Origin of the sequence: Streptomyces sp. KL116D, assembly GCF_030766975.1 — a bacterium.
Taxonomy (GTDB): Bacteria; Actinomycetota; Actinomycetes; order Streptomycetales; family Streptomycetaceae; genus Streptomyces; species Streptomyces longispororuber_A.
Genome location: NZ_JASERH010000084.1, coordinates 125,849 through 141,588, shown reverse-complemented (window position 1 = coordinate 141,588; position 15,740 = coordinate 125,849). Strand labels below are relative to the sequence as shown.

19 protein-coding genes are annotated in these 15,740 nt (G+C 71.3%); 11 read left to right on the top strand and 8 right to left on the bottom strand.

Annotated elements, in window-relative coordinates:
- The first annotated feature begins 46 nt into the window (after window positions 1-46).
- On the top strand, window positions 47-466 hold the full coding sequence (locus RBJ77_RS32690; RefSeq protein WP_372348289.1) for a MarR family winged helix-turn-helix transcriptional regulator: 420 nt from the start codon (window positions 47-49) through the stop codon (window positions 464-466).
- Here RBJ77_RS32690 and RBJ77_RS32685 read toward each other — a convergent pair.
- Window positions 441-1,577 carry an XdhC family protein gene (locus tag RBJ77_RS32685; protein WP_372348288.1) on the bottom strand — a complete coding sequence of 379 codons (1,137 nt, stop codon included), beginning with the start codon at window positions 1,575-1,577 and terminating at the stop codon, window positions 441-443. The two genes, RBJ77_RS32690 and RBJ77_RS32685, sit on opposite strands and share 26 nt — an antisense overlap.
- 147 nt (window positions 1,578-1,724) lie before the next feature.
- Here RBJ77_RS32685 and RBJ77_RS32680 point away from each other — a divergent pair, with 147 nt between their 5' ends.
- From RBJ77_RS32680 to RBJ77_RS32665, 4 genes are read left to right on the top strand one after another with little or no spacing between them, the layout of a single operon-like run.
- Window positions 1,725-2,582, top strand: a complete 858-nt coding sequence (locus RBJ77_RS32680; RefSeq protein WP_372348287.1) for a xanthine dehydrogenase family protein subunit M — start codon at window positions 1,725-1,727, stop codon at window positions 2,580-2,582.
- The gene (locus tag RBJ77_RS32675) at window positions 2,579-3,118 is read left to right on the top strand and encodes a (2Fe-2S)-binding protein (protein WP_372348286.1); all 540 of its coding nucleotides are present in this window, start codon (window positions 2,579-2,581) and stop codon (window positions 3,116-3,118) included. Before RBJ77_RS32680 ends, RBJ77_RS32675 begins: the two co-directional genes overlap by 4 nt.
- Window positions 3,115-5,526, top strand: coding sequence for a xanthine dehydrogenase family protein molybdopterin-binding subunit (locus RBJ77_RS32670; protein ID WP_372348285.1), 2,412 nt, complete (start codon window positions 3,115-3,117; stop codon window positions 5,524-5,526). Before RBJ77_RS32675 ends, RBJ77_RS32670 begins: the two co-directional genes overlap by 4 nt.
- Window positions 5,527-5,551: 25 nt before the next feature.
- Complete coding sequence (locus tag RBJ77_RS32665) at window positions 5,552-6,196, top strand: SRPBCC family protein (protein ID WP_372348284.1); 645 nt, start codon at window positions 5,552-5,554, stop codon at window positions 6,194-6,196.
- Window positions 6,197-6,515: 319 nt separating this feature from the next.
- Here the strand turns inward: RBJ77_RS32665 and RBJ77_RS32660 are convergent, their stop codons facing one another.
- Window positions 6,516-6,944 (bottom strand): PleD family two-component system response regulator, encoded by a 429-nt coding sequence (locus RBJ77_RS32660; protein ID WP_372348283.1) that lies wholly within the window; start codon window positions 6,942-6,944, stop codon window positions 6,516-6,518.
- Window positions 6,945-7,198: 254 nt separating this feature from the next.
- Between RBJ77_RS32660 and RBJ77_RS32655 the strand changes: the two genes are divergently transcribed.
- Window positions 7,199-7,804, top strand: coding sequence for a hypothetical protein (locus RBJ77_RS32655; protein ID WP_372348282.1), 606 nt, complete (start codon window positions 7,199-7,201; stop codon window positions 7,802-7,804).
- Window positions 7,805-7,837: 33 nt separating this feature from the next.
- On the opposite strand, the gene RBJ77_RS32650 is transcribed toward RBJ77_RS32655, so the two are convergent.
- Window positions 7,838-8,320, bottom strand: coding sequence for a hypothetical protein (locus RBJ77_RS32650; RefSeq protein ID WP_372348281.1), 483 nt, complete (start codon window positions 8,318-8,320; stop codon window positions 7,838-7,840).
- Between the two features lie 41 nt (window positions 8,321-8,361).
- Window positions 8,362-8,745 (bottom strand): hypothetical protein, encoded by a 384-nt coding sequence (locus tag RBJ77_RS32645; RefSeq protein ID WP_372348603.1) that lies wholly within the window; start codon window positions 8,743-8,745, stop codon window positions 8,362-8,364.
- Window positions 8,746-8,900: 155 nt separating this feature from the next.
- On the opposite strand from RBJ77_RS32645, the gene RBJ77_RS32640 reads away from it, so the two are divergent.
- Complete coding sequence (locus RBJ77_RS32640; RefSeq protein ID WP_372348280.1) at window positions 8,901-9,533, top strand: SMI1/KNR4 family protein; 633 nt, start codon at window positions 8,901-8,903, stop codon at window positions 9,531-9,533.
- Window positions 9,534-9,636: 103 nt separating this feature from the next.
- Here the strand turns inward: RBJ77_RS32640 and RBJ77_RS32635 are convergent, their stop codons facing one another.
- Complete coding sequence (locus RBJ77_RS32635; protein WP_372348602.1) at window positions 9,637-9,957, bottom strand: GNAT family N-acetyltransferase; 321 nt, start codon at window positions 9,955-9,957, stop codon at window positions 9,637-9,639.
- A 128-nt stretch (window positions 9,958-10,085) separates the two neighbouring features.
- Entirely contained in the window at window positions 10,086-11,480 is a 1,395-nt protein-coding gene (locus RBJ77_RS32630; RefSeq protein ID WP_372348279.1) for an NAD(P)-binding domain-containing protein, read from the bottom strand.
- Between the two features lie 197 nt (window positions 11,481-11,677).
- Here RBJ77_RS32630 and RBJ77_RS32625 point away from each other — a divergent pair, with 197 nt between their 5' ends.
- On the top strand, window positions 11,678-12,079 hold the full coding sequence (locus RBJ77_RS32625; RefSeq protein WP_372348278.1) for an ArsR/SmtB family transcription factor: 402 nt from the start codon (window positions 11,678-11,680) through the stop codon (window positions 12,077-12,079).
- Window positions 12,080-12,089: 10 nt separating this feature from the next.
- Here RBJ77_RS32625 and arsB read toward each other — a convergent pair whose 3' ends face one another.
- Both arsB and RBJ77_RS32615 read right to left on the bottom strand, forming a co-directional pair.
- Window positions 12,090-13,208 (bottom strand): ACR3 family arsenite efflux transporter, encoded by a 1,119-nt coding sequence (gene arsB / locus RBJ77_RS32620; RefSeq protein WP_372348277.1) that lies wholly within the window; start codon window positions 13,206-13,208, stop codon window positions 12,090-12,092.
- A complete protein-coding gene (locus RBJ77_RS32615; protein WP_372348276.1) occupies window positions 13,208-13,519 on the bottom strand; it encodes an ArsR/SmtB family transcription factor in 312 nt (103 codons plus the stop codon). The genes arsB and RBJ77_RS32615 overlap by 1 nt, the downstream gene beginning before the upstream one ends.
- A gap of 118 nt (window positions 13,520-13,637) precedes the next feature.
- Between RBJ77_RS32615 and RBJ77_RS32610 the strand changes: the two genes are divergently transcribed.
- The 3 genes from RBJ77_RS32610 to RBJ77_RS32600 all read left to right on the top strand — a co-directional run bounded on the left by RBJ77_RS32610 (window position 13,638) and on the right by RBJ77_RS32600 (window position 15,734).
- Window positions 13,638-14,066, top strand: coding sequence for an arsenate reductase ArsC (locus RBJ77_RS32610; protein WP_372348275.1), 429 nt, complete (start codon window positions 13,638-13,640; stop codon window positions 14,064-14,066).
- A gap of 124 nt (window positions 14,067-14,190) precedes the next feature.
- On the top strand, window positions 14,191-14,781 hold the full coding sequence (locus tag RBJ77_RS32605; RefSeq protein WP_372348601.1) for a TetR/AcrR family transcriptional regulator: 591 nt from the start codon (window positions 14,191-14,193) through the stop codon (window positions 14,779-14,781).
- Complete coding sequence (locus RBJ77_RS32600) at window positions 14,778-15,734, top strand: SDR family oxidoreductase (RefSeq protein ID WP_372348274.1); 957 nt, start codon at window positions 14,778-14,780, stop codon at window positions 15,732-15,734. The genes RBJ77_RS32605 and RBJ77_RS32600 overlap by 4 nt, the downstream gene beginning before the upstream one ends.
- Window positions 15,735-15,740: the final 6 nt, after the last annotated feature.

Here is a 15,740-nt window from a genome sequence, read left to right as displayed (position 1 = left end):
CGCGGGGCCCGTTCGACCGGCACGATCCGCTCGTTAGGCTTCCTTCATGCATGACAGTGATGTGGGCGTCGGTGACGCCTGGCGGGCGGGTGTCCTGCTGCGGCAGGTGCACCAGCGCAAGCACCGCGAGATCGACGCCGCGCTCACCCCGTTCGGCCTGTCCATGTCGCAGTACGTGGTGCTGCTCGCGGTCGCCGAACTCCCCGAAGCCTCCGCCCACGCGGTGGCGGTCCGCACCGCGCAGACCGACCAGTCCGTGGGGGCGACCCTGCGCACCCTGGTGGAGACCGGGCTCGTGGACCGCGCCGACGGCATGGGACGGCTCTACCGCCATCGCCTGAGCAGCCGCGGCAAGGCGCTGGTCCAGCGGTGCGAGGAGCCGGTGCGGGCGAAGCTCAAGGAGGTCTTCGCGCCGCTCAGCGAGGCCGAGGTCGCTCAGCTCAGGAGCCTGCTGGAACGGCTGTAACCACTGCGGGGGCGCCGAAGGCGGCCCCGTGGATCGGTGCCGAGAGAGCGCCGAGCGGTGCGCCGCTGCCGCCGCGCCGTGCGGCGACGATCTCCGCCGCGATCGACAGGGCCGTCTCCTCGGGACTGCTGCCGGCCAGGTCGAGCCCGATCGGCGAGTGCAGCGCGGCCAGTTCGAGCCTGCTCAGGCCCGCCTCCCGCAGCCGTTCCAGGCGGTCCGCGTGCGTGCGCCGGCTGCCCATCGCTCCGACGTACCCGACGGGTGAGCGCAACGCCCGTACCAGGAGGGGGACGTCGAACTTCGGGTCGTGGGTCAGGACGCAGACCGCGGTGCGCGCGTCCAGCTCGCCGCGGATCGACTCCAGGTGGCGGTGCGGCCACTGCACCACCACCTCGTCCGCGTCGGGGAATCGTTCGGTGGTGGTGAAGACCGGCCGGGCGTCGCACACCGTGACCCGGTAGCCGAGGAAGCGCCCGATCCGGGACAGGGCGCCCGCGAAGTCGGTGGCTCCGTAGACGAGCAGCCGGAGCGGCGGCACGAACGGCACGACCAGGTGCGCGGCCGACTCGCCGGTGCAGGCGGGATCGCTCCCGTCGGCGGCGCCCGTGCGCGCGGTGCCGTCCGACAGGGCTCGGCGGGCGACCTCGCCGACCGGGCCGTCGGGCAGCCGGTCGGGCGTGGCCAGGGACCAGTCCCGACCAGGACCGGTACCCGCACCGTCGCCGAGCGGCACGGTGAGCGCGACGGGGCGCCCCGCGTCGCGCAGCGCGGCGAGCTCCCGCAGCACCGCGTACTCGGCCGCTCCCAGCGGACGCACCTGCACCTCGATCTCCCCGCCACACGTGAGTCCGGCGGCGAAGGCGTCGCCGTCGGCGATCCCGTACGCGTCGCCCAGGGTGACTCCTTCGGCGATGGCCTCGCGGGCCAGCTCGTACACCGCACCCTCCACGCAGCCGCCGGAGAGCGAGCCGAGGACCTCGCCGTCGGCGCTGACCGCCATCGACGTGCCGATCGGCCGGGGCGCGGAACCGCTGGTGCGCACCACCGTCGCCAGGGCGCACGCGACACCGTGGCGCTGCCAGTCGAGAAGCCGGTCCAGGATGTCCCGCACGGCCGCCTCCTTGTGGTCTCCGTACCGCCTCGTACGGATCGAGGGTTGACAGGTTCGCCTGCTCCGGCGTCTCCTATCTAAGTCTCCTTATATTTTAGCCCTTAGACGCTTCAGAGCGGTAGGGGCCTCTTGACCAGGTGGTGCGATGTGAAACCGGGCCCCTTCGACTATGCCGTTCCGGACACGCTGCACGAGGCGCTGCAGCTGCTGTCCGGCACCGAGCGGGACACCAAAGTGCTGGCCGGCGGCCAGTCGCTGATACCGATGCTCAACATGCGCCTGGCCCGCCCGGAACTGCTGGTCGACATCACGCGGATCCCCGAGCTCGGACAGCTGGCCGTGGGCGACGACGGCGCCCTGCGCATCGGAGCCTCCGTGCGTCAGGCCGCGGTCGCCGCCGACCCCGTCGTACGTGAGGGCTGGCCCCTGCTCGCCGCCGCGATCACGCAGATCGGGCATCCGCAGATCCGCAACCGCGGCACCGTCTGCGGCAGTCTCGTCCACCACGACCCGGCCGCCGAACTCCCGGCCGCCGCCCTCGCCCTTGACGCCCGCTTCACGGTCGCCGGGCCGCGCGGCACGCGCACCGTAGAGGCCGCGGACTTCTTCCTCTCCACCTTCGCCACCGACGTGGAACCCGACGAGATCGTCACCGACGTCGTCGTCCCGCCGCAGGCCGCCGGAACCGGCTGGGCGTTCCAGGAACTCGTCCACCGCCGCGGCGACTTCGCCGGTGTCGGCGTCGCCGTGCTCCTGCGCCGCGCCGGCGAGCGCGTCGACGCGGCCCGCATCGTCTTCTTCGGCGTCGGCTCCACCCCCGTCCGGGTGCCGGCCGCGGAGCAGGCCCTGATCGGCGGTGGCCTCGACGCCGAGGCCACCGTGGCGGCGGCCCACGCCGCACTCGACCCCCAAGGGGACGTCCACGCCGGTGCCGAATGGCGCCGGGAGGGAGCCGAGGTCCTGCTGCGCCGGGCCCTCGCCGAAGCATGGGAGCGCACCGCATGAGCACCCCGACCGCCCCCGGCCTGCCGCCGCTGTCCGAGCCCACCGCCTGGCACACGATCAGCCTCACCGTGAACGGCGAGCCCGTCACCGCACAGGTCGAGTCCCGCCTGCTGCTCAGCGACTTCCTGCGCCTCCGGCTCGGACTGACCGGCACCCACGCCGGATGCGAGCACGGCGTCTGCGGCGCCTGCACCGTCCTGCTGGACGACGCTCCCGTACGCACCTGCCTCACCCTCGCCGTCCAGGCGGCCGGCACCGAGCTGCGCACGGTCGAAGGACTGACGCAGGACGGCCGCCCACTCACCCCCGTACAGCGGGCCTTCCACGAACAGCACGGCATGCAGTGCGGCTTCTGCACCCCCGGCTACGTCATGACGTGCACGGCCCTCACCGAGCGCGCGTGCCGACCCGACGACGAGACGGTGGCCGACGAACTCAGCGGCCACCTGTGCCGCTGCACCGGCTACCAGAACATCCGCGCCGCCGTGCGGCAGGCCCTCGACGAGCGTTACGGGCAGCAGGAGGAGACGAGTTGAGCACCGAGACCCGCATCGACACCCTCACGGAGCCCGGCACCGCCCCCCTCACGGAGCCCGGGACCCAGTCCCGTACGGAGGTCAGCACCGAGCCGCGCACGGACAGCGCCTGGATCGGCCGCGGCCGGCTCCGCGTCGAGGACGAACGCCTGCTCCGCGGCGGCGGCCGCTACGTCGACGACATCCGTCTGCCGGGCACCCTCGAAGTGGCGTTCCTGCGCAGCCCGCAGGCGCACGCCCGCATCACCCGCATCGACACGGCCGCCGCCCGCGCCCTGCCCGGCGTGCGCGCCGTGTACACCGCCGCCGACACCGACCAGTTGCCGCCGGTCGTCAACGAGGCCGAACTGCGCGTCCCCGAGGGCCTCGAGCAGGCCATCGATCCGCTCGTGCGTCGCCTCCCCTACCCGCTGCTCGCCTCCGGGAAGGTCCACTTCGTCGGCCAGCCCATCGCCATGGTCGTCGCCGAGAGCCGCTACCTGGCCGAAGACGCCCTCGAACTGATCGAGGTCGACTACGCGCCGCTGCCCGTCGTCATCGACCCCGACGAGGCACTCGCCCCCGGCGCCCCGCTGATCGAGGAGAGCTGGGGCGACAACCTCGCCCTGCGCGCCGAGGCCCGCGTCGGCGACACGGACGCGGCGTTCGCCGAGGCGGCGGTGGTGATCGAGGAGGAGTTCCACGCCCACCGCTACGTCGCGTCGCCGATGGAGACCCGCGCGGTGCAGGCCGCGCCCGGCGCGTACGACGGACGCATGACGGTGTGGTCCAACACCCAGACGCCGCACCGGGTGCGCGACCACATCGCCGAGGCCCTCGACGTACCGCCGCTCGCCGTGCACGTGATCGCCGCCGACGTCGGCGGCGGGTTCGGGCAGAAGGGCATCATCTACGTCGAGGATGTACTGATCCCCGTCGCCGCCCGCGATCTCGGCGTGCCCGTCCTGTGGCGCGAGGACCGCAACGAGAACCTCGTCGCCGCCTCCCACGCCCGCGAACAGGTCCACCGCATCTCCCTCGCCGCCGACGCGGACGGCAGACTGCTCGGCCTGCGCGACGAGTTCGTCGTCAACTTCGGCGCCACGACCATGACGGGACTCGTCGTCCCCTACAACTCGATCGTCCACCTGATGGGGCCCTATCGGATCCCCAACGCCGACATCCGCACCCGCGCCGCCCTCACCAACACCGCGCCCACCTCCCCCTACCGGGGCGCGGGCCGCCCCGAGGCGGTGTTCGCGATGGAGCGGGCCCTGGACCGGCTCGCCCGCGCGCTCGACCTGGAACCGGCCGAGCTGCGCGCCCGCAACCTCATCACCCCGGACGAACTGCCTTATCGCACCGGGCTGTTGGACCGCTCCGGCAACCCGCAGGAGTACGACTCCGGCGACTTCCCCGAACTCCTGCGCCGGGTCAGGGAAATGGTCGACGTACCGGCCGTCCGCGCCCGCCAGGCCGAACTCGCGGCCGCAGGCTCCGCGCACCGGGTGGGCGTCGGCTTCGCCGTCTACCTGGAGGCGACCGGGCTCGGCCCCTTCGAGTCCGCACGCGCCGCCGTCCGTCCCGACGGACGCATCCGCGTCTCGCTCGGCGCACCCTCACAGGGCCAGGGCCACGCCACGAGCATGGCGCAGATCGCCGCCGACGCGATCGGCTTCCCCTTCGAGCTGATCGACATCGAGGGCGGCGACACCGACACCGTCCCGCACGGAGTCGGCACCATCGCCTCCCGGGCCCTGGTCACCGCGGGCAACGCCACCCACATCGCGGGCGGCCGGCTGCGCGAACGCATCCTGGCGGCCGCCGCCGACCACCTCGCCGTACCGGCCCCCGACCTCCTCCTCGACGACGGCGCGATCACCCACCCGGCCACCGGCCGCCGCCTCACTCTCCCCGAACTGCTCTTCGCAGGCTACGAGTTGAGCGAGACGGGATACTTCCGCCCGCCCGGCTTCACCTTCGCGAGCGGCGCCAGTGGCGTGATCGTCGACGTGGACACCGACACCGGCCACGTGGAGATCGAGAAGTACGCCGTCGCCCACGACGCGGGCCGCATCGTCAACCCCGTCATCGCCCACGGCCAGGTCACCGGCGGCATCGCCCAGGGCATCGCGGGCGCCCTGTACGAGGAGATGCGCTACGGCCCCGACGGCCAGCCCGTCACCACCACGTACATGGACTATCTCGTCCCCACCTCCGAGGAGATCCCCGACCTGGAGATCTCCGAGATCGTCACGGAGAGCACCCTCAACGCCCTCGGTGTGAAGGGCCTCGGCGAAGGCGGCGCGATCGCCCCGCAGGCCGCCGTCTCCAACGCCGTGGAGGACGCCCTCCTGCCGTACGGAGTGGTGGTCCGGCGCGGTCCCCTCACCCCCGACCGCGTACGCGCGCTGCTGCGCGACAACTGACACGCCCCGACGCACGGAGAACCCCATGCAACTCGAGAACAGCTTCACCGTCCCCGTCCCGCCCGCCGAGGCGTGGAAGGCCTTCCAGGACATCGCCGCCGTCGCCCCCTGCATGCCCGGCGCGGTCCTCGACTCCGCGGAGGGCGACACCTTCGCCGGCCGGGTCAGGGTCAAGGTCGGTGCCGTGCAGATGAGTTACCGCGGCGAGGGCACCATCGCCCGCGACGAGCCCGGCTTGACGATCACTCTCGACCTGACCGGCAGCGAGACCCGCGGCGCGGGAACCGCTGCCGCGAGGGTCACCGCGCACCTCGGCGAGGACGGCACCGGCACCCGCATCACCGTGCGCACCGATCTCGATCTGACGGGACGCCCGGCCCAGTTCGGCCGCGGCATCCTCGTCGAGGTCGCGGACCGCCTGGTCCAGCAGTTCGCCAAGAACCTGGCGGCCTATCTGGCTGCCGGACCCCAGGTGACGGGCACCACCACGGCCTCCGGTCCCGCGGCAGCGGAACCGGAGGCCGTGGACCTGGGCGCCGCGGTCCTCCCCGTCCTGGCCCGACGCGCGGCGAAGCCCGCGGCCGTGGCCGGCGCGCTGGGCCTGCTCGGCTGGCTGCTCGTACGGGCGCTGCGGCGCGGCAACGGAGAATCCGGAGCGGCCAGGAACTGACGGAGCGCCGCGGAGGGCCGTCGGCCGTGCCGCAACCCGGCACACAGCACGCCGGCCCTCCCGATGCGCCATCAGGCCGGTGGTCACAGTGGGCGAGTCACTGCCCTCTGCATCGGCACCACGCTTTGGCGCCGACCGATCACACCCGTCGACGACTCGGTCTTGCCCGGAACAGCGGCGCAGGGGCGGTAGCCGTACTCGACGCGACCGTCGGCTACGGCTACCGCTGACGACCGCCGTCATCGCGGGCGCCGCCCGCGCCCTGCAGAAGAACCAGCGGGCTACGGCCGGCTTCAGGCGCCGCCAGCACCTGACATCGTTAGGGCACGCCGGACGTCGTCACCGACCGCGGGGCCGTCGCGCGCTCCGCACCGAGCCGCATCATGTAACCGGCTTTGACCCTCAGGGCGTTGAGGTCGATGGGCTTGCTGATGATGTCGGCGACGCCGACCTCCAGGGCCTCGGCCGTGAGGTCGTCGTCCAACCGCATCCCCGTCACCAGGATGATCGGGATGTGGCAGGTCTGATCGAGCCGCCGAAGGTAGCGGGCGACTTCCATCCCGCTGAGCAGCGGCATGCGCACGTCCATGACGACCAGGCCGACACCACCCTTCAGGGCCGCCTTGAGCGCATGGGCACCACCGGTGGCACGTTCCACGGGATGCCCCAATGGCACCAGCGCGGCCTCCAGGGCCAACAGAGTGTCCTCGTGGTCGTCGACCAGCAAGATCCTCAACTTCTCCGCCATGGCCGCTCCACCCCCGCCATCGACACTCTTCCCGCTTCTGAAAATTGTGGGCCAGCAAGGCGCGTTCGCGCTGCGATTTGGCGGGGCGACTGGGTCGAGTAGAGCGAAGGTTGACCGATTTGTGGGGTGGGCGCCGCCGGCCGTCGGCTCCAGCGCCCCGCCGCCGAGACAGGGCCCCAGCACGTCAACTGACCTTGTAGCGTGGCCGAATGCCCCTTCCATCACACCCTGGCGTCGAATCCGAGCCCGTCGCAGTGGCGTGGCGCACGCTGACCGAGTGGCTCTCCGAGCACGCCCCCGTCTCGTACTCCTCGCTTCTGCCGCCTGCGCCGGAATCCGAGATAGCGAACGCCGACGCGGCGCTCCGGCAGCACCTCGGGTTCGGCCTGCCGCCGGAGCTGGCCGCGCTGTGGCGGCTGTGCGGCGGTGTGGAGCACCAGTACATCGAGGCCAATGAAGAGGAGGGCGAGGTCGGATCGGGGGCGTTCCTGCCCGGCGGGATCGTGTTCGGGCCGAGGGAGGCGCTCTGGTTGCGACTGCCGGAGACCGGCCGCCGCGACGTGTGGGGCGCAGCGGTGGTGCCGTGGCTGACCTGCGACGAGGCGGGTCCCGAGTCCGGCCACTATGCGGGCCCGGACGGTGTCGGCTCCTGGTCGCTGCCGGACGACCTGGCCTGCGACAGGCCAAGTCATCCGTCGATCGCCGCCTATCTTGAGGCCGTGCACCGCACACTCACCGAGGGGCCCGCGCATGCGATGGGCCCGGACGTGCCCGGCTTGGTGTGGGGCTGCCTGATCTGGGACGACCCCGCATGCCCGCTGCTGGACGATGCGCTGCCGGACTGGCGCCCCGTCCACTGACAAGGCACCCCGGAACGGGACACCGCTCAGGCCTCATTCGCGACGTTCGACGGCAGCCGGCTGCAGCCTCAGCTCTTGGACCTGATAGCAGTCCGAGTAGAGGGTGGCGACGATCGCACCGCAGGCACACGCCAGGTTGGGTCCCCACTCGCCGTCCATGCCGCAGCAGTAGCCGCGCCTCATCGCGACGTCGGGGTGTTCCGCCAGGCCCAGCCCGTCGCCGGGGTTGAGCACGATGGTGCCGTTCGGACCTGCCTCCACCAGGAGGCCGGACTGCTTGTCCAGGACGTAAGGCGGGCCGGACGGATCGGGGTCGACCGCGAAGGTTCCCGGGGGCATCCGCACGATGGGTTCGGCACAGTGCCCGTTCGCGTCCTCGGGCGACGCCTCGGGCCGGTACCACCCCTCGTCCACGCCGTCGTCCGGCAGGGGCCGCTCAAGGAGCGTCGGGGTGACCGCGCGGCGGCAGCTACGACACTGGAAGGCGGTCAGCAGGACGGTCATCAGGGCGCTCATCTCTCCGGTCACCAACAGCGAGCGCCCCACGCGGGACTGACTCAGTCCCGATTGTCCTCGACGTGGACGACGTGCAGTTCGGTGCCGTCCTGATCCCGCTTGGACCGTCCGCACAGCCCGACGACGATCTGCGACTGCTCGTGAGGCTCATCTGGACCGACATAGGTGAGGACGTCGTTGTGGTGCCCGGTGACAACCCAACCCTCGGCGTCCTTGACGTCGATCACCCCGAAGTCCCCGGCCGAGGATCCGGCACGCGCGGGTCCGAACTGCTTCAGGATCTCCGTGGCCTGCTCGGCGAGCTCGCCATCCGGATCGGGCAGCACGACACACGTGCCGTGCTCGAACAGCACCCACGACTTGCGAGGATCGACGAGAAGCCGCCGCCAGACGTCCACGAGTATCTCGGTGTCCATGCCGGTCATCATGCCGCAGAGCACTGACACAGGACGCTGGGCGATCGGCTGCGCCACGTACCGGCCGGCGCCCGTGCGGACCTGGATGCGGGCGGCGCCTCAAGCCCCGCAGGTCGTGCGCGCCCGTTGTCAGAGGCGCCGTCTAGGGTCGGCCCATGACATCGATGGATCTTGTTGCGTTCGACGAGGCGTGGGAGCGGTTCGAGTCGTGGTTGGCCGCCCGGTCACCGGCGGATCACGCCGCGCTGCGCGCGCCGGCGACGGCTGCTGAGATCGCGGACCTGGAGGGGAAGGTGGGTTTCGCCCTTCACCCCGAGCTCAGGAGACTGCTGGAGCGACGGAACGGGGCCGTCGAGCCCGAGTGGAACAGCGGGACCGAGACCGGAGTCTTCCCGGCCGGAAACATTCTGCCGCTGGGACATCGGCTCGGTTCGACCGCTGAGATCGCGTCGATGTACGAGATTCTCGTCGACGTCGGCGAGGACAACGCCGACGCCGGTCTGTGGGACGACGAAGACCTGGCCGGTCATCTGCACCTCTGCGTGCCGTTCGCGCTGCCCAATGACGGAGGTGTCGCGTTCGTCGACCATCGGCCTGGGCCCACGTACGGGCACGTGTACGAGATGGGCATAGGCTCCGGCGATCTGGACGGAACCCTCTGGGGTTCGAGCCTGACCGAGTTCGTCCGCGCCGTGACGGACGCCCTGGAGACGGGCACTCCCTTCAAGTACTACTGGCCGGTCACCTTCGAGCACTCTTCAGGCAGGTCCTGCATCGAGTGGGAGGTCCGCTCCTAGATAACCCGTCACCCACGGAGGGATGTTCAACACCGGGCCCACATCACGCCCGGACGACGCGAGTCCCCTTCGGCGTGATCGGAGCCGGCCCCGCGCGGGTCGGTCAGCGCCTGCGGTAGTCGAGGTCCTGGTAATCGGAATGGGTGTCCATCCACCGCTGGTAGAAGGGGCAGACCGGCAGCACCGAGACGCCCTGCTCACGGGCGGCGTCCAGCGACGTCCGTACGAGGCTCGAGCCGACCCCGCGGCCTTCGTAGGCCGGATCGACCTCGGTGTGCACGAAGGTGACGAGTCCGTCGGTGCGCACGTACTGGGCGATGCCGGCGATCTCGCCCGACCCGGTCACGCGCGCCACCCAGCGGTTGGCGGCGGGGTCGTCCTCGACCTGGACGGTGACGGCAGGGGTGTCGTTCTCGCTGACCATGGTGTCCACCGAAGCACGGATCGCCTGTCCCGGCACGACGAACCGCGCCACGGCCCTCACGCCTCGGCATGTCGGTAACTCGGCAAGTCGACAGTGGGACCGGGCGTTCGTCGGCGTCGACGGTCCGTTCAGCAGCAGCCGCCTGCCGAAGGGGACTCACCGTGCTCGGCGGCGGCTGGAGTTCCGATCTGGATCAGGGCCGGGGCAGGCGCACAGCAGCCACCCGACCCGTCCTGCTCCGCGTCAGGCGTGTCGAAGAGGCCCGCGCCCCCGCAGACCCCGGTCTCGGGGAGGGTCAGTTCGACTCGGTCGGCGGCCTCGGTGTCGCCGGCGAGCGCCGCGACGACCGAGCGGACCTGCTCGTAGCCGGTCATCGCGAGGAAGGTGGGGGCACGGCCGTAGGACTTCATGCCGACCAGGTAGACGTCCCGCTCGGGGTGTGACAGTTCGCGGTGGCCGTGCGGGTAGACGGTGCCGCAGGAGTGCTGGTTGGGGTCGATCAGCGGGGCGAGCTCGACCGGCGCTTCCAGGCGCTCGTCGAGGTGCAGGCGGACCTCGGAGAGGAACGACAGGTCGGGGCGGAATCCGGTGAGCACGATGATCTCGTCCACCGGGTCGAGGCGTCGGCCGTCCTCGGCGATCAGGACCAGGCGGCCTTCGGTGTCGCGCTCGACGGTCTCGGTACGGAAGCCGGTGACGGCATCCGCGTGCCCGTCGTCGACCGCGGCCTTCGCCGCGAGGCCGAGGGCGCCGCGGGCCGGGAGCTGGTCGGCTTCGCCACCGCCGAAGGTGGAGCCGGAGATGCCCCGCCGCAGGATCCACAGACCCTTGGTGTCCGCGCCGTCGTCGGCCTTCGCCAGGTCGGCCAGGTAGGCGAGAGCGGTGAAGGCGGAGGCGCCGGAGCCGATCACGGCGGTGCGCCTGCCCGCGTAACGGGCCCGGACGGCAGGGTCCTGGAGGTCGGGCACGCGGTAGGTGATGCGGTCGGCGGCGGCGCGCTCGCCCAGCGCGGGCAGACCGCTGCCACCCGCCGGGGACGGGGTCGTCCAGGTACCGGAGGCGTCGATGACGGCGCGCGCGAACAGGCGCTCCTCGCGGCCGTCGGCGTGGCTCACGTGGACGACGAAGGGCTGGGCCTCGCGGTCGGCGTCGACGATGCGGTCCCGGCCGGAGCGCGATACGCCCGTGACGGTGGCGCCGGTGCGGACCTTGTCGCCCAGGACGTCGGCGAGCGGCTGGAGGTAGTCGTTCGCCCAGTCGCCGCCGGAGGGGTAGGCGGCGGGATCGGGGCGGGTCCAGCCGGTCGGGGCGAGCAGCTTCTCGGCAGCCGGGTCGACGACCTCGCCCCAGGTGGAGAAGAGCCGTACGTGGGACCACTCGCGCACCGCTGCCGCTGCCCGGGGGCCGGCTTCCAGGACGAGCGGCTCGATGCCCTGCTCGACGAGGTGGGCCGCGGCGGCCAGGCCGATGGGGCCGGCCCCGATCACGACGACGGGCAGTTCGGAGGTGGCAGGCGCGTTCACGGCGACTCCTTGCTTGTTTCGACAACTGTCGATGTCCGATGGCCCCAGCATGGCACCTTGAATTGACGAACGTCAACATAGACATTCATCGAATCAGTACAGTCGATTCCGCCGGCTGCACCGCCCTGGTCGCCCCAGCCGTCGCAGCAGCAGCCACGCCCCGAACCGCCTGTATCGACGTGTGTCAACATAGATGCATGTCGAAGACGAAGGCGCTGCCCCTCATCGAGTCGACCGGCCGCCAGGGCGTCGAACCGTGCTGCCCGCCCCTGACGGAGCGCCCGTTCACCGCGGACGAGGCCGAGACGGCCGCCCGCATGTTCAAGGCGCTCGGCGACCCGGTGCGGTTGCGCCTGTTCACGCTCGTCGCCTCGCACGAGGGCGGGGAGGCGTGCGTGTGCGACATCTCCGACGTCGGGGTGTCCCAGCCGACCGTCTCCCACCACCTGAAGAAGCTCAAGGAGGCCGGCCTGCTCACCTCCGAGCGGCGTGGCACCTGGGTCTACTACCGGGTCGAGGCGTCCGCGCTCGCGGGCATGAGCCAATTGCTGCCCCACGCCCCGGTGTCCGCGCACGCACCCGCACCCGCACCCGCGTGACCCGCCCGCATCACGCGGACGCACTCGCCTCCGGCGACCCGAACCTCCTGCGCCAGGCGAGGGCCACGTACACGAGGCCGATCAGCACCGGCACCTCGATGAGCGGCCCGACGACACCGGAGAGCGCCTGCCCCGAGGTGACCCCGAAGGTGGCGATGGCGACCGCGATGGCGAGCTCGAAGTTGTTGCCCGCCGCGGTGAACGCGAGCGTCGCCGTGCGGTCGTAGGCCAGGCCGAGCCCCTTGCCCAGCAGGAAGGTGCCGAAGAACATCACGGCGAAGTAGACCAGCAGGGGCAGCGCGATCCGGACGACGTCGACCGGCTGCGAGGTGATCGTCTTCCCTTGCAGGGCGAAGAGGACGACGATCGTGAACAGCAGTCCGTACAGCGCCCACGGGCCGATCCCGGGCAGGACCTTGGACTCGTAGCGCTCCCGGCCGAGCCTGGCCTCCCCGATGCGACGGGTGAGGAATCCGGCGACCAGCGGGACGCCGAGGAAGACGATGACGTTGAGGGCGATGTGCCAGACGGAGACGTCCAGCCCCTGGCCGTCGCCGAGACCGAGCCACCCGGGCAGCAGATCGAGGTAGAACCAGCCGAGCAGGCCGAACGCGATCACCTGGAACACGGAGTTGAGGGCGACCAGGACGGCGGCGGCCTCGCGGTCGCCGCAGGCCAGGTCGTTCCAGATGATGACCATCGCGATGCAGCGGGCCAGACCGACGACGATCAGGCCCGTGCGGTACTCCGGCAGGTCCGGCAGGAAGATCCACGCCAGGGCGAACATCACGGCGGGGCCGACGAGCCAGTTGACGACCAGAGACGAGACCATGAGCCTCTTGTCGCCGGTGACCGTGTCCAGCTTGTCGTAGCGGACCTTGGCGAGCACCGGATACATCATCACCAGCAGGCCGATCGCGATCGGCAGCGAGATGCCGCCGATCTCGACCTTCGCCAGCGCGTCTCCCAGGCCGGGAACCAGCCGTCCGAGGCCGAGTCCGATCGCCATGGCCAGCAGGATCCACACAGCGAGGTAGCGGTCGAGCGTGGACAGCCCGGCGCTGACCGAGCGGCCGGTCCCGGCCGCCTGCGCCGTGGTGTCCGACTCGTCCGTCGTGGTGGTGGTCATCAGCAGGCCCGCTTCCGGCCGGTCTCGGCAGTCCTGCGGGCCGTCTCGGCGAGCCCGGAGAACTGGCCGGCCAGGTGCGCGATGACGTCGGGCTTGAGGCGGTAGTAGGTGAACCGTCCGCACGGTTCGGTCTCCACGACGCCCGCCTCGCGCAGGACCTTCAGGTGGTTGGAGAGATTGGTCTGCTTCGCTCCGGTCTCCTCGACCAGGTGTGTGGTGCACAGGGTCTCGTGGGCGAGCAGGTTCACGATCTGCAACCTGAGCGGGTCGGCGAGCACTCGGATCAGATCAGTATCGACTGACGTCAGCATGCGCTGATACTGTCACATCACTCCAGACTGATACCAGCTGCTGCTGATACGTGGCGCGGCCGGCCCCAGACCCCAGCAGGCCCCAGTCGGCCCCGACCGCCCCTCGCCGGAGGAACCCATGTCGACAGCGCCCTCGACTCCCCTCGCTTCCGTCCTGTTCGTCTGCGTCCACAACGCCGGCCGCTCCCAGATGGCCGCGGGTTTCCTCGACCACCTCGCGGGCGACCGGATCGAGGTCCGGTCCGCCGGCTCCGCCCCCGGCGACCAGGTCAACCAGGCGGCCGTCGAGGCCATGGCGGAGGTCGGTGTCGACCTCACCGCCGCCACACCCAAGGTCCTCACCACCGAGGCCGTGCAGCGCTCCGACTACGTCATCACCATGGGCTGCGGCGACGCCTGCCCGGTCTTCCCCGGCAAGAAGTACCTCGACTGGGTCCTCGACGACCCGGCGGGCAAGGGCGTCGAGGCGGTCCGGCCCATCCGTGACGAGATCAGGACCCGGGTCGAGGCGCTCGTCGCCGAGATCGACGAGGTCTCCTCACCGTGATGGGCAGAGCCTCCGCCGTCAGCGGGTTGCCGTACGCCCGCCCGACCCCTTTAATGAATGAACAGGCATTTATTAATGGACGGGAGTCATCGTGGCCGGACGCCCCCGTGGAGTCGACGATGCGGTGATCTTGCGGGCGGCGGCAGACGTGATCGGCCGCGTCGGGCCCATGGGGCTGACGCTGGCCGTCGTGGCGCGCGAGGTGGGACTGGTGCCCGGCACGCTCGTTCAGCGGTTCGGGTCCAAGCGCGGGCTGCTCCTCGCGCTCGCCGAACAGTCCGCGAAGAACGCCGAGGCGCTGCCCGGGCGCGTACGGGAGAGGCACCAATCGGCACTTCAGGCGCTCGAAGCGCTGATGGTGGAACCGATGGCGTCGATGACCACACCCGAGACCTACGCCAACCACCTGGCGTTCCTGTGCGTCGACCTCACCGATCCGCAGTTCCGCGGGCACGCCCTGACCATGCACGAGAGTCAGACCCAGGCCATCGAGGCACTGCTCGCGGAGTCCCTGCTCTCGGGCGAACTCCGCGCCGGGACGGACACGGTGGCCCTGGCCGGATCCGTGCAGGCGATCACCTCGGGTGCGGGCCTGCTGTGGGCGCTCGATCGCCGGGGCACCCTCGAACAGCGGATCCGCCAGGAGCTGGACAACGTACTGGCCCCGCACCTCCCGCCCGGCCACGTCCGCCACCACGACCTGGAGGGATCATGACGACCGAGGGGAACACCGACCGCGTTTCCGGGGGAATCACCGAGGGGGCTGACGCACAGCCACTGGCCGGACAGGTGGCCCTCGTCGCCGGGGGCACCCGGGGCGGCGGGCGGGGCATCGCCGTCGAACTGGGAGCCGCCGGCGCGACGGTGTACGTCACCGGCCGCAGCAGCGCCGCCGGACGCTCGGACCTGAACCGCGCCGAAACCATCGAGGAGACCGCCGCGAAGATCACGGCCGCCGGTGGCAGCGGCATCCCCGTCCGCACCGACCACAGCCGCCCCGACGAGGTCCGCGCCCTGGTCGACCGGATCGCGACCGAGCAGAACGGACGGCTCGACATCCTGGTCAACTCCGTATGGGGCGGGGATCCGTTGACCGACTGGGAGCATCCGCTGTGGGAGCAGGACCTGGACACCGGACTGCGACTGCTGCGCCAGGCGGTAGAAACCCACGTGATCACCAGCCGGTTCGCGCTTCCGTTGCTGGTCGCCCGCGGCACCGGCCTGGTCGTGGAGGTCACCGACGGCAACACCGCCCGCTACCGCGGCTCGTTCTTCTACGACCTCGCCAAGTCCGCGGTGATCCGTCTCGCCGTCGCCCAGGCCGCGGAACTCAAGCCACACGGCGTCGCGGCCGTGGCGATCACACCCGGCTTCCTGCGCTCGGAGGCCATGCTGGAGGGCTTCGGCGTCACGGAGGCCAACTGGCGGGACGGCGCGGCCAAGGACCCCCACTTCGCCAGCTCCGAAACCCCCGCCTACCTGGGAAGGGCGGTCGCCGCGCTGGCCGCCGACCCCGACGTCATGGCCAAGACCGGTCAGGCGCTGGCCACTTGGGGCCTGTACGAGGAATACGGGTTCACCGACGCCGACGGCACCCAACCCGACTGGCGCGCCCATTGGGCCGACGCTCTGGAAGAGCCGTACGGGCCGCTCGGAGACCCGTTGTGACACCGC